The sequence below is a fragment of the Hyphomicrobium sp. genome, from assembly GCF_009026145.1.
Classification (GTDB): domain Bacteria; phylum Pseudomonadota; class Alphaproteobacteria; order Rhizobiales; family Hyphomicrobiaceae; genus Hyphomicrobium_A.
Map to the genome: position 1 here is coordinate 35,142 of NZ_WBUE01000031.1, position 12,557 is coordinate 47,698.

At 61.1% G+C, this 12,557-nt stretch carries 10 protein-coding genes; 8 read left to right on the top strand and 2 right to left on the bottom strand.

The window, feature by feature from the left end:
- From F9K20_RS18405 to F9K20_RS18430, 6 genes are all read left to right on the top strand, one after another.
- Complete coding sequence (locus F9K20_RS18405) at positions 1-996, top strand: thiamine pyrophosphate-dependent dehydrogenase E1 component subunit alpha (RefSeq protein WP_291005332.1); 996 nt, start codon at positions 1-3, stop codon at positions 994-996.
- Positions 997-1,011: 15 nt separating this feature from the next.
- The gene (locus F9K20_RS18410; RefSeq protein ID WP_291005335.1) at positions 1,012-2,073 is read left to right on the top strand and encodes an alpha-ketoacid dehydrogenase subunit beta; all 1,062 of its coding nucleotides are present in this window, start codon (positions 1,012-1,014) and stop codon (positions 2,071-2,073) included.
- 425 nt (positions 2,074-2,498) lie between these two features.
- Complete coding sequence (locus F9K20_RS18415; RefSeq protein WP_291005337.1) at positions 2,499-4,106, top strand: hypothetical protein; 1,608 nt, start codon at positions 2,499-2,501, stop codon at positions 4,104-4,106.
- Positions 4,099-4,362 carry a hypothetical protein gene (locus F9K20_RS18420; RefSeq protein ID WP_291005340.1) on the top strand — a complete coding sequence of 88 codons (264 nt, stop codon included), beginning with the start codon at positions 4,099-4,101 and terminating at the stop codon, positions 4,360-4,362. The genes F9K20_RS18415 and F9K20_RS18420 overlap by 8 nt, the downstream gene beginning before the upstream one ends.
- Positions 4,363-4,382: 20 nt before the next feature.
- Complete coding sequence (locus tag F9K20_RS18425; RefSeq protein ID WP_291005343.1) at positions 4,383-5,834, top strand: hypothetical protein; 1,452 nt, start codon at positions 4,383-4,385, stop codon at positions 5,832-5,834.
- 141 nt (positions 5,835-5,975) lie between these two features.
- Positions 5,976-6,407: a hypothetical protein gene (locus F9K20_RS18430; protein ID WP_291005346.1), complete on the top strand. Its 432-nt coding sequence runs from the start codon at positions 5,976-5,978 to the stop codon at positions 6,405-6,407.
- Between the two features lie 43 nt (positions 6,408-6,450).
- Here the strand turns inward: F9K20_RS18430 and F9K20_RS18435 are convergent, their stop codons facing one another.
- A complete protein-coding gene (locus F9K20_RS18435) occupies positions 6,451-7,566 on the bottom strand; it encodes a glycosyltransferase (RefSeq protein WP_291005349.1) in 1,116 nt (371 codons plus the stop codon).
- 910 nt (positions 7,567-8,476) lie between these two features.
- Here F9K20_RS18435 and F9K20_RS18440 point away from each other — a divergent pair.
- A complete protein-coding gene (locus F9K20_RS18440) occupies positions 8,477-8,728 on the top strand; it encodes a transposase (protein WP_291005352.1) in 252 nt (83 codons plus the stop codon).
- A 622-nt stretch (positions 8,729-9,350) separates the two neighbouring features.
- On the opposite strand, the gene asnB is transcribed toward F9K20_RS18440, so the two are convergent.
- A complete protein-coding gene (asnB, locus tag F9K20_RS18445) occupies positions 9,351-11,288 on the bottom strand; it encodes an asparagine synthase (glutamine-hydrolyzing) (protein WP_291005355.1) in 1,938 nt (645 codons plus the stop codon).
- A gap of 235 nt (positions 11,289-11,523) precedes the next feature.
- Between asnB and F9K20_RS18450 the strand changes: the two genes are divergently transcribed.
- Positions 11,524-12,375, top strand: a complete 852-nt coding sequence (locus F9K20_RS18450; protein ID WP_291005358.1) for an O-methyltransferase — start codon at positions 11,524-11,526, stop codon at positions 12,373-12,375.
- Positions 12,376-12,557 lie beyond the last annotated feature (182 nt).

The window sequence follows — 12,557 nt, forward strand, 5'->3', positions numbered from 1 at the left end:
ATGGACGCGGTGCTGCGGAATACGGAAGCGGGCGCAAATCTCGGTCGCGAGCTGCTGGCGAGCATCTTGCGTATTCGCTTGATTGAGGAACGTATCGCCGAGCTCTACACCGAGCAGGAAATGCGCTGCCCGACGCATTTCAGTATCGGCCAGGAGGCCGTCGCTGCGGGCGTCTCGATACATCTGCGCATTGACGACCTCGTCACCTCGGCGCACCGCAGCCATGCGCACTATCTCGCCAAGGGCGGCCGCCTGAAGCCGATGCTCGCCGAGCTCTACGGCAAGGAAACGGGCTGCGCCCGCGGCAAGGGCGGCTCGATGCATCTCATCGACCGCTCCTGCGGCTTTCTCGGTGCCGTGCCGATCGTCGGCGCCACGATCCCCATCGGCGTCGGTGCTGCCTTTGCAGCGAAGATGCGCCGCGAGCCGACCGTCGTCGTCGTCTACTTCGGTGATGCGGCAACCGAGACGGGCGTCTTTCATGAGAGCCTCAACTTCGCCGCCCTACACAAGCTTCCCGTAGTCATGGTCTGCGAGAACAACCTCTATTCGGTGCTTTCACCACTGTCGGTGCGCAAGCCCGCCGAGCGCGAGGTGTTCGAGCTCGCCAAGGGTCACAAAGTGCTGACACTCAGCGGTGACGGGAACGACGCTTTCGAGGTCTACAACCTCGCCGGCCGTGCCGTCGATCATGCGCGCGACGGCAACGGGCCGGTGTTCGTGGAGTTCAAGACCTACCGGTGGCTCGAGCATTGTGGCCCGCTTGGCGATGAGCATCTGGGTTATCGCCCGCCCGGCGAGCTCGGTTCCTGGAAGGCCCGCGACCCACTGCGGCTGCTGACCGACCGGCTGATCGCCGAGCGGCAGATCGCGCAAGCCGACGTCGATGCTCTGCGCGCCGGCTTCGCCGCCGAGATCGAAGAAGCCATGGCATTTGCCAAGCAAAGCACGTTCCCCGATCGCGCACAGCTCAACGCCGATCTCTTCGCATCTTAGGATCGAGACCAACCCATGACAACAGAGCGGGAAATCACCTACGCGCAGGCGCTAGCTGAGGCGCAGGACATCTGCATGGCGCGCGACCCGTCAGTTTACATCATGGGGCTTGGGGCGCCTGATGCGGCCGCGATCTTTGGGTCGACCAAGGGCCTCATCGAGAAGTTCGGGCCGGGGCGCGTCGTCGATATGCCGGTTTCCGAGCACGCCATGACGGGCGTGGCGCTGGGCACGGCGATCAACGGCATGCGTCCGGTGATGACGCACATCCGCCTCGAGTTTGCGCTGCTCGCCATCGACCAGATCGTCAACCAGGCGGCCAAGTGGAACTACATGTTCGGGGGTCAGCAGTCGGCGCCAATGGTGATCCGTCTCGTCGTCGGCCGCGGTTGGGGGCAGGGGCCACAGCATTCGCAAAGCCTGCAGTCGTGGTTTGCCCACATACCCGGCCTCAAGGTGATCATGCCGGCGACGCCGTACGATGCCAAAGGCATGATGATCGCGGCGATCGAGGACAACAACCCTGTTATCTCCATCGAGCACCGCTGGCTCTACAATATCAAAGGCAAGGTTCCGGAAGACCACTATACGGTTCCGCTCGGTGCGCCCAATATTGCCCGACGCGGAGCGGATGTAACCATCGCCGCGGCTTCGTACATGACGATCGAGGCCCTGGAGGCCGCCAACGATCTTGCCGAGGAAGGTATCGAGGCAGAGGTCATCGACATCCGCACGCTCAATCCGTTCGACGATCTCCCGCTGGTCGAATCGGTCAAGAAGACAGGCAGGCTCATCGTCGCCGACACTGGGCATCGATCGGTGGGCTTTGCCGCCGAGGTCGTTGCCCGCGTCAGCGAGCAAGCCTTCGGCGATTTGGTGGCGCCGCCCGTACGCATTGCATTGCCTGACGTGCCGACGCCCACGACGCGCGCGCTCGCCAACTATTACTATCCGCGCAAGTTCGAGATCACCGCCGCGGCACGTCGGCTCACCGGCCTGCCCGAGCAGCCTATGCCGGAGGTGCGCCCCGATAGCCTCCTCGACGTTCCCGACCGCTATTTCCGCGGCCCGTTCTAGGTTCCCAAGCTGTGAGCATGATGCCAGCGTTGCGCGATTGAAGCTGGCTCGGCAAGCTTCATAAGCGATGGCTTGCAGATCGCGGCGATCACGCTTGCCCGCGTGCCCCTCCTAGAGGCTCACGTCGCGCGGCCATGCTCGGACCCTACGCTACCGAGCTGATGACTGCCTGCGAGGCAATGGATCCTCCGCGCGGCCCATACGTCCGCACTTCTTGAGTTCTGTGAGTGGTGTGTTGCAATGAGCACACACCGACCAATCGAAGTTCATGAACAATCCACTATCCCCAATGAAATCAGCATCATTCTTGACATTTTGACAGTTGCGTGAAACCCTGCGACGGCTCTTTGCCCCTTTGCCAAGGGCCTTAGCAAAAGGCTCCGGTCAGTGTTTAGGCTGGAGCCAGATCGATCTGGACCCGTGTGATGCGGGTCGTAGTGCTGTCGGGGGGGGACTGCGATGAAAGGCGCGCTTCGGTCGCCTGTGGCGGCGAGCCTCGCTCTCCTCGGCATCATCTCTCTCTCTGGTGGAATGCAAGTTCGGTTGGCGGCGCGAGCTTCTCGCCAGCGCAGTCTCTTCTGGTACTCGGCTATGTGGCGGCGGTTGTTCTGGCGCAGATCGCGATTGTTGGCGCTCTCTACCTGCTCTTGCGCCGCAGCACGTGCTGGCGCCCAATCATCGCCTTGTTGATGGCCATCCTCCTTGCCACTAACTGCTTGCTTCTGCTTCTAATCCATTATCACCACTTCAGCACGCTGTCGCAAGCATACCAGTACGTCGTGTTCATCGCGCTGATCATCGCCTTCTTCTGCCTCGCATCGCTGATTTTGGAGAATGGCTTGGTGAGGTGCTGGGGCCTCGGCATTGCATCCCTGTTACTCCTTTCTTCTCTACTTCCCTCCGTACCAGGAGGCGACCTGTTCTCTCTGCTGCGGCATCCTCCCGCCGACTCGTCGCTGAGATTTAGATCTGTCACCTTCGCCAGAAAGCCGAACATATACTTTCTGGGGCTCGACGCACTGACCCCGGAACCTATTGCGAAGGACCATCTGCACATCAGCCAGGTGCACTACGCTGATGCATTGCGGGGCAATGGCTTCCGCACGTTTCGCAATTCCTTCGCCGATCGCGTCGGCACCAAGAATTTCTACAACAGCTTGCTCGCTCTTGATGTTCGCGCTTGGGACAGTTTGCCGGTTCACGAACAACACAAATTCTACAATGGCGAGCGACCAGGTGTCTTGTTCGAGGTATTCAGAGGTAATGGCTACAAGATCCAGACGATGTACATGAACCCGTTTTTCGGGGGGAGCAAAGGCAAATATATAGACGCCTATAAAGTCTCAAATGGTAGGGACATCTGCACGCATGTTCTGGCGTTCAGTAGTGAGTACGCGTTCCTGGGCCTTTGTCACGCGCAAATGCAGCCATGGCTGAAGGGGTGGAATGTCAGTGAGGGTTTACAAGCTCTAGGCTGGGATCCGGAGTGGAGGCACTTCAAGTTCAACCAGATGGAGCGCGCTGCCCGTGATGCGGCAAGGTCAGCCGGGCCGTGGGTGACAGTCGCGCACACGCTTGCGCCAGCGCACGTGAGGGTGGGCTACGATCATGCAAAGGAAGCCGATCGCATAGAGTATCGCCAAACATTCATTGAGCGTGAGAAAATTGCCGCTGATCTGATCGCGGCTTGGGTCGCTTTTCTGAAGCGGGAGGATCCGGGTGCCATTCTACTGGTCTATGGCGATCACGGCTTCTGGCTTTCAAATAGTCAAGCATTCGACGAGCTAACGACGGAAGAGGAGCGGCGATTCTTCGTCCTCGACCGTCATGCCATCTCGCTTTCGGTCTGGCCAAAGCACGTATGCAGCGAAGTCTTCGATGAAGAAGAGAGGCGCGGATACGTCACCATGACGCTTGTAGCGCGGGCATTGATCAGGTGTCTCGGCAACGGGCGCGATCCGCTTCCGGCCATGGCCGACTATCGGCCACCGTATGAAGGGGCAAAGCCGTTCGGGGATTATAGATATGAATGAAGAGCCGACAAAATCACGGTCATCTCATATGTGCGACGTGCTGCTGCTGGCGATGCTTTTGCTGGTCGGTACTTCGGCAGCGGCATTTGCCTATATTGATCCGGGGTCTGCAAGCGTTGTCATCACGGCAGTGCTCGGCTTCTTCGGAGCCATCAGCTACACGATGCGACGGGCTGTCACCGGGTTTCGGTCGAGGCTGTCCGGAAAGGCGAACGCTTCACATGGCACCGATGTCGCGGGGCGCGGCTCCGATTAATCCTGCAGGTTTCGCACATCATGCAAAGCCTGTCCGAAGTAGCCCTGATCGAGCGTCCCAGGCTGGGCGCCCCGTTTGCGCCCGATCCGGGATCCTTCAGAGATAGGTCTAATCGGGTCTTCTTGGCTGCGAACCGCGTGCTACGCGGGCTCAGCGCGGAAGCCGCGTGCGATTGGGAGCTGCTCTCGCGGCAAGTTTTCTTCCGCGAGCTTCTGCAAACTGGGGCCATAGTCGGCACGCGCGCCCTTGATCGCGGCGATCCCTTGTGCGAGGCCGTGCCGCCCCAATGGCGCAGTCTCGTCCTTGAACACGACAGAGTTCCGTTCATCTCGTATCCTTACGAATGGACGTTCTCGATGTTGAAGGACGCAGCGCTTTTGCAGCTCCACCTTCTTAGGTCGTGTCTTGCGCATGGCTGGTCGATGAAGGACGCAAGCGCGTACAACATCCAGTGGCGCGGCGCTCGTCCCGTGTTCATTGACGTTGGATCGTTCGAGCCCGCCGCCGAAGGCGAGGCCTGGATCGGCTATCGCCAGTTCTGTATGCACTTCCTCATTCCACTTCTCCTCAAGGCCCACCGTGACATCGACGTTGCGCCGCTCCTGCGGGCAAACCTCGAAGGGATCGCAGCATCCGAGGCAATCAAGTTCTTTCCGCGTTGGCAGCGATTAAAGCGGGGTGTCCTGGCCCACATTGCGTTTCCGGCGGCGATGGAGGCGCGCATCGCGAAAGCCGAGCGCGACGCTGCTCCGGCCAAGCGACGCGCGATCCACCATTCGCAGGCGATGCTCTTGGGACTTGCGACGGGTCTTGAACGAACGATCAAGCGCCTGGACATCGAACTCGAGCACACGGCTTGGTCCCACTACGAGAACTTCAATACCTACGACGCCGCTGCGCTCGCGGAGAAGAAGCAGTTCGTGGAAAGGTGGGTTTGCCGCAGACATTGGCCGACCGTCTGGGATATCGGCTGCAACACCGGTACCTTTTCACGCTTGTGCAGCAGCTATTCGGACTTGGTGGTCTCGATCGACAGCGAGCACAACGCGGTGGAGAAGCTGTACCGGCGCGAGAAAGAAGCCGGGGGCAGCAAGATACTGCCCGTCGTCATGGACTTGGCAAATCCCTCTCCAGGCCAGGGCTGGAACGGCGCGGAACGCAAGGCTTTCGACGGCCGGACCAAGCCAGACCTCATTGTGTGCCTAGCGTTGGTGCATCATATCGTGATTTCCGCAAACGTCCCTATCAGCTCGTTCATTCAATGGCTCGGCAGGTTCAACGCATGCGTAATCATTGAATTCGTGACGCGGGAAGACGAGATGGTGCAGAAGCTTCTGATGAACAAAAAAGAGAAGCATCAGGATTATGATCTTGAGAGCTTCGCCGCTTCCCTGGCGGCGACCTTCAAGGTCATCGACAGCAAGCCGCTGAAGGGCGGACGGCGGCAAATATTCTACCTCGAGCCGAACTAAGTCTCCTGATGAACGTAGCGCTGATGCGCTGTGGCTTCCGCGCGCTCGATCGCGGACAGAACAAGCCGTGCTCCGACCTGACGAAAATGAGCTTCCGGATTCTGGACTTGCTGACTCGACATGCGCGCCGCGGCACAGGAGATGGCCGACGCGCCGCGCCTGACGACGTGTGGGTCGATCAGGAGAAACCGCGTAGGCCTGGCGCACCGGCGGCTGTTGATCGTCGACTTATCGCCGCTTGGCCTGCCCTCGCGCAGCGGCCGCTTCGGCGTCATCTACAATGGCGAGGTCTTCAACTTCGAGAGGCTGCGACACCGAGCTGCAGGCGGGCGGCTGCAACTTCGAGGGTGGCTCCGATCCCGAAGTGATCATCGAGGCCTGCGAGGCCCGTGGCGTCGAGGCAGCCGTCCGGCTTCTCATCGGCATGTTTTTGCCTTCGCCCTGTGGGATTCGCGTGAACGTGTACTCTACCTCGTTCGCGACCGGCTCGACATCAAGCCGCTCTACTGGTCGCTGAGCGATCGTCAACAGAGGTTCTTGCCGGTGGGAGAGAGAGGCAGCCTCTTGTTCTGAGTGGCGATGCGGTGAGGGCACGGCCGCGCGTTGCTTAGACTCGCTACTTGAAGTTGTCGCCTTCACTGCCGCTGAAGACCTCGCGATAGCGCAGCAGTGAGCTTTCGATCGAATACGCCTCGTCAATGCGGGTGCGGCCATGCACCCCCATGCGCCAGCGTTCTGTCGGTGATTTCGTCATTATCTTCTCGATGCCCCGCGCCAACCCTTCTTGATCGCGTGGCGGAACGACAACGCCTTCGCCGCCTACGAGCAGGGCGCTGTCGCCGACATCCGTGACGACGCAGGGTACCCCGGATGCCATCGCCTCGGCGACGACGTTGGGTAGGCCCTCGCCGTACGCCGATGATGAGACGTTGAGGTCGAGCGCTCGCATCAGCCGATACATATCGTGACGCACGCCGAGCACCAGCGTTACGGGTTTCAGCTCGGGCGGCAGCTCGAGCTCCTCGGTGCCCTCGCCGACGAGCAGCACCCGCAGCTTCGGGTAACGCTGAGCCAGCATTTTGGCGGCGGCGAGGAAGGTTGGCATGTCCTTCTGCGGATCGACGCGGCCGATCCGGCCGACCAGAAAGTCATCGGCCGCCAGCCCTAATTCGCACCGCACTTTGGCGCGGTCCGCATCGTCCGGGTGCCACTCGTTAGTGTCGAAGCCGTTGGGCAAATAGATCCAGCGTCGTGGCCGATACCCCAGCTCCTCGTGCGCGTGTTGGCCGGCGATACTGTTGGCCGCGACCGCTGTGGGTATGCGCGAGAGGCGCGCCAGCAGGGTGACAATGCGCCTAGTCGTCGGAGGATGCTCTGCGAACACGAAGTTGGAACAGCGCAGGTTCCAGATAATTCGGTGCACGCCGGCTAGGCGTCCAGCGAGCGTGCCGATAAGGTCTGCGTGATACAGCCACGTCATGATCATATCAGGCTGCTGCGCGCGCAGCAGCTTGATCAGCCGGACTAGCGAGGCGCCGGGAACGCGCCCACTACGCATGCCAAGGCTGTGCACCTCGATACCGCGCCTGCGTAGCTCCGCGCCGTAGAAGCCTTCGTCGGCCAGCGCATAGACGACATGGCGTACCTGAGGGCCGCGCGTCGCCACGAGATAAAGGACCCGCTCGGCACCACCGGAGCGCAGCGCAGTGATGATATGCGCGACCGTCGTCATCAACCGCCCAATTCTGTGGTCCGACAAGTCTACCAGAGTTAGCGAGCGGCTCCACCCTTGATCGAACGCCGGGGGACGTGCGATACGGGCAAATCAGTAGATCAAAAGTTACCGCAGCACTGTGAGCATTTCAAGCGCTGCTGCAAGAGAGCACCAAAATAGAAGAGTGCAGAGCTTGTCTTGAGCGTTTGATCGCGTACGTCCGTCGCGGATATTCAGACTATTTGGCGAGATGGGCCGCATCCTATAGCGATACCCCGTACGGACATGTCACTCGCAACCTCCGCGCACATTGGGCGATAGGGGCCTACTCAATTTGGATAACGTTGAGCCGGAGGTGGGTTCTCACTTAGCGCAAGTCAAGAAGAGCATGCATGAATTACCGTCTTATTAGGCTCGCTCGCATTTTCTTGCGATCGCCGCAGTCATCGCTGCCATTGGTCCGTATGCGCACCGAAACTGGATCTCACGCGTCCAGACAGCCGACCCGATGACACAGATAGAATCTGAGACGCTTCGCACAGGGCAATCTTCCTAGATTGGGACAGAGCCCGCAGCAGAGAACCGAACGGCGTTTGAAGTGTGGCGTCATCCGATTGCGCTCTCGCGAGTGTGAGCTTTCCGGGGGGTATCGTGCGAAGAGCACAGCGGCCCATCATTCGAGCTTCGGGCCAAAGGATCCGCTGCATTCAGCGCCAGTTGGTTTGAAGTCGGACCTCGACTCGCGCGGCAGGCACGAGTGGCTCACAATAGTAATGTCCTGGATCCACAATATTTTGACTTAATCTGTTGTCTGCTCCTGCCTAAGCTTCATGAGTCACTTGGACGTGCCGCTGACGTGCTGACTATGTCCCGTCAGGGGTACCCGATCTGAGCTAGAGTCCGTCGATCCGAAGAGGAGACGGACGTGATGCGTAAGGGCAGGTTTTCGAAATTGCATATCATTGCGACCCCGCCCGAGCACGAAGCTGGCATGGCGACGGCTGAAGTGTGCCGCCGGCACGCAATCTCGTCGGCGACGTTCTATGCTTGGAAGTCGAGGTTCGGCGGGCTGGAGGTGGCGGATGCCAAGCGCATGAACGCCCTCGAGGACGAGAGCAGCAAGCTCAAGAAGCTGCTGGCCGAGCAGTGCTCGACAACGCCAGCCTCAAAGAGATACTGACAAGAAGCTTCTGACGCCCACTTGCGAGCAGAGCCGCCGTGAGCTGGGCGATCGAAGAAAAGGGCCATTCGCAGCGCCGCCCTCGTCGGGCTCGCGCCGAGGGTCTTCGCTATCGGCGACGAAGTGATGACGATGTGCTGCGCAGAGCTTTAGAGCGGTGGTGGCGCAGGGCCGCCGGTTCGGCTACCGTCGTCTGCACCCACAGTTCAAGCGGAAGGCTTGCGCTGAACCACAAGAAAGTCTTCCGCATCTACCGCGAGCAGCAGCTGGTGGTTCGCAAACCGGGCGGGCGCAAACGTGCACTCGGCACGCCGGCTCCCGCTGCCGTTCCGCAGGGCAAGACTAGCGCTCGTCGCTGGATTTCGTCTCGGACACGTTCACGGACGGGATCGCTCAGCGCGGTCATAACCAGAAGCGGACTCCAGTTATGAGCAAGCACCTTCCGGGAGGAAGGTCGCGCTCACCGCTCGTCGGCTGGGCACTCCTCCGCGAATTTGATCCCTCTCCATCAGTGTCAAATGCTCAGATTGTGCAGCCTTTTGATAAGAGCCCAACCTCGATTACGGCCAGCGCCAAAGGTTCGCGGCTCGAAGTGTAACCCAGGCTAAAGATGGTCCACTGGTCAGTTGCGCAGCCAATGCTCGCGCCAGGCCTCGAGCATCAACACGTCCCATAAGAGAAACTGCGAATTCCGAATCCCGGCCCGATGTTCGTCCCAATGCCTTCGGACGACAACGGGGTCAACCAACCCCGCGTCGCGCAGGCGGCGCTCGTCGAGCAGGTGATCGACCCAGTCCCTTAGTGGGCCGCGGAGCCAATCACCGAGCGGGATGCCGAAACCCATCTTCGGTCGCTCGACAAGATGCTCCGGCACGTGTCGATAGAGAACTTGCCGTAGAAGCCATTTGGTCTTGCTGCCGCGGATCTTCGCGTGTTGCGGCAGTCGCCATGCGAACTCCACGACGCGGTGATCGAGCAATGGGACGCGTGCCTCAAGCGCAACCGCCATGCTCGCACGGTCTACCTTCGTGAGAATGTCGTCGGGTAAATACGTAACGAGATCGAGATACTGCATGCGCTGGAGGAGATCGGGAAAGTCTTGTTCGACGCTAGCATCCCACAGCTGTCCGCGCGGTTCGTCGGCGCCGGGCATCACCTCAGCCGGATCCCAGTGGGTGACGAGATGTCGGTACAGCGAGCCGGCATCCGGAATCCGCAAGGCGGACGCGACTTTGTGCATCTTGTCGCCGAACTCGGAGTAGCGCAAAGGTCTAGGCAGGATGGACGCGCCGCGCGACCAGCGGCTCGGCGAAACGGAAGTGATGCCGTCGGCGATCGCAGCGCGCACGGTGCGCGGAAGGAGCGAGACGCCGCGCCAAACGTTGCGCGCCAATTGATAGCGATTGTAGCCAGCGAAAAGCTCGTCACCGCCGTCGCCGGAGAGCGCGACGGTGACGTGCTTGCGGGTCAGCGCCGAGAGAAGATAGGTCGGGATCTGCGAGGAGTCGGCAAAAGGCTCGTCATAGATGTTGGGCAGGCTCGGAATCACATCGCGCGCTTCTTGGGCGGTTACAGTGAGCTCGGAGTGGTCTGTCCCCAGATGCCTTGCAACCGCGGCGGCGTGGTGCGATTCGTCGTAGCTCGCGATGTCAAAGCCGATAGAGAATGTTCTCGTCGTTCCCATGCCGGCCGACTGCATGAGCGCGACGATGGTCGAGGAATCGACGCCACCCGACAGAAAGGCGCCGAGCGGCACATCGGCCATCATGCGGCGCCTGACGGCATCCTGCAGCAGCGCCTCGAGACGGTCGGTCATCTCCCTGTCGTCGCCGGCGAGCGGCCGCATCATGCCGGCGCGGGCGATTGCGCGCGCGTCCCAGAACTTCTCGATCCGCGGCTCCCCGCCCCATGGCAACGTCAGGATCGAGCCGGATTCGAGCTTGTAGACACCTTCGTAGATCGTGTGCGGTGCCGGTACGTAGCTTTGCCGCAGATACGCGGCGACGGCGAGACGGTCGATGCGCGGCTGCCAGCCGGGATGTGCGCGCAGCGCCTTGAGCTCCGAGCCGAATAGGAACAGGCTGCCGAACTTGGCCCAGTAGACCGGCTTGATGCCGAGCCGGTCGCGGATCAGCGTGAATGTGCGCTCCTTGCGGTCCCACAGGCCGATCGCGAACATGCCGATCATCCAATCGACCGTCGCACTTATGCCGTAAGCTGCGATCGATTCCAGGACCACTTCCGTGTCGGAGTGACCGCGGAACTTGGCGCCGCGCTCTTGGAGCTTCGCGCGGACCGGCTCGTGGCTGTAGACCTCGCCGTTGTAGACGATGACGTAGCGGCCATCCGCGGAGACCATGGGCTGGTGTCCGGCCGGCGAGAGATCGACGATGGAAAGGCGCAGATGGGCGAGGCCGATGCCGGCATCGGTGTCGATCCAAATCCCGCAGTCGTCCGGGCCGCGGTGGTGCAGCGAATGCTGCATCGCCGCCGCGACGCCTTCCCACTGCTCGTTTCGCCCGTGGGCGCGCGCATCGAGAAAGCCGGCAATTCCGCACATCGATGTGGCTCAGACCCCGATGGAAAGATTGCAGTGATACAGGTATTTGATACTGAAAGGATAGCGCGAAATTCACGTCTTACGCGGCGGCGCCCGCTTCCTCTAATGGGAGAATCTGCCAATAGGACCGACACCCACCGACCCTGCAAGCGATATTCCTTGAGGGAGGGTTAGGGGTGGGCGACATGTGGGCGCAGCTGTCTCGCGACGGAGTTCGCTTGAAGGAGAGCATTGCTTGGTCCTGAGACCTTTGATCAAGGCCCTGTTGCCGCGGTCGGCACTGGGTGCCGCCGTGAGCGCGCGCGACGCAGTGCAGATTCTTTCCACTCCAAGAGCGGCCTTTGATGCGCGCAACCTGCGGCCTGCCGCCGATGTGGATATGAAGGCAATCTTCGGCGACAGGTCCGCGGCCGAGGCGTGGCAGACCGATCAAGCGGCGGTCGCATCCGTGTTTGGGGCGAGAGAGTGGGTCGGCGGCGTCAACCCGGGCGATCGGCGGGCAATTTACCATCTTATCTATGCCCTGAACCCACGAAGCGTTCTTGAGGTCGGTACGCACGTGGGGGCATCTACGTTTCATATTGCGCGCGCGCTTCGCGCGGCGGCCCCGGATGGGACGCTGACCACGGTCGACATCTCCGACGTCAATGACCCGCAGAGCGGTGCTTGGGTAAGTGTCGGACTGAACCGAGCGCCGCGCGACATGCTCGCGGCGCTCGATTGCGCGCGGCATGTCACGTTTGTGGTGCGGCCTTCGCTCGAATTCATGACCGCGACCAACGAGAAGTACGATTTCATCTTCCTCGACGGTGATCACAGCGCGCGCGCCGTTTACCTGGAAACGGCGGCCGCGCTCAGACTGCTGCGACCAGGTGGATTGATCTTGCTGCACGATTTCTATCCAGAAGGTCGACCGCTCTATGCAGGCAGCGGGGTCATTGTCGGGCCGGATCGCGCACTAAAGCGGGTGCGTCGGGAATGCCCGGATATCGCGGTGATGCCGGTCGGCGCGCTCCCGTGGTTAACCAAGGATGGCAGCAACGTGACGAGCCTCGCCCTGGTGGCGAAGGCATCTTCGCCTGCGTGAAAGGCGGCATTCGCGGGCCGCCCACCCGTGAGCTAGCCGGTCTATTTGAAGTCTGTGAACCGCTCCGGGTTTGTCGGAGGCTCCAGATCTTGAGAGATTGGAGCCATGGAGAATCACCAGACATCCCGCAAGTTCTCGCCGGAGGTGCGTGAACGCGCCGTCCGGATGGTGCTCGAGCATCG

Bases quoted from the DNA above. Each gene is read 5' to 3' on its own strand.
- F9K20_RS18405 (WP_291005332.1), top strand. From the start codon at position 1: ATGGACGCGGTGCTGCGGAATACGGAAGCGGGCGCAAATCTCGGTCGC.
- F9K20_RS18410 (WP_291005335.1), top strand. From the start codon at position 1,012: ATGACAACAGAGCGGGAAATCACCTACGCGCAGGCGCTAGCTGAGGCG.
- F9K20_RS18415 (WP_291005337.1), top strand. From the start codon at position 2,499: ATGCGGGTCGTAGTGCTGTCGGGGGGGGACTGCGATGAAAGGCGCGCT.
- F9K20_RS18420 (WP_291005340.1), top strand. From the start codon at position 4,099: ATGAATGAAGAGCCGACAAAATCACGGTCATCTCATATGTGCGACGTG.
- F9K20_RS18425 (WP_291005343.1), top strand. From the start codon at position 4,383: ATGCAAAGCCTGTCCGAAGTAGCCCTGATCGAGCGTCCCAGGCTGGGC.
- F9K20_RS18430 (WP_291005346.1), top strand. From the start codon at position 5,976: ATGGCCGACGCGCCGCGCCTGACGACGTGTGGGTCGATCAGGAGAAAC.
- F9K20_RS18435 (WP_291005349.1), bottom strand. From the start codon at position 7,566: ATGACGACGGTCGCGCATATCATCACTGCGCTGCGCTCCGGTGGTGCC.
- F9K20_RS18440 (WP_291005352.1), top strand. From the start codon at position 8,477: ATGCGTAAGGGCAGGTTTTCGAAATTGCATATCATTGCGACCCCGCCC.
- asnB (WP_291005355.1), bottom strand. From the start codon at position 11,288: ATGTGCGGAATTGCCGGCTTTCTCGATGCGCGCGCCCACGGGCGAAAC.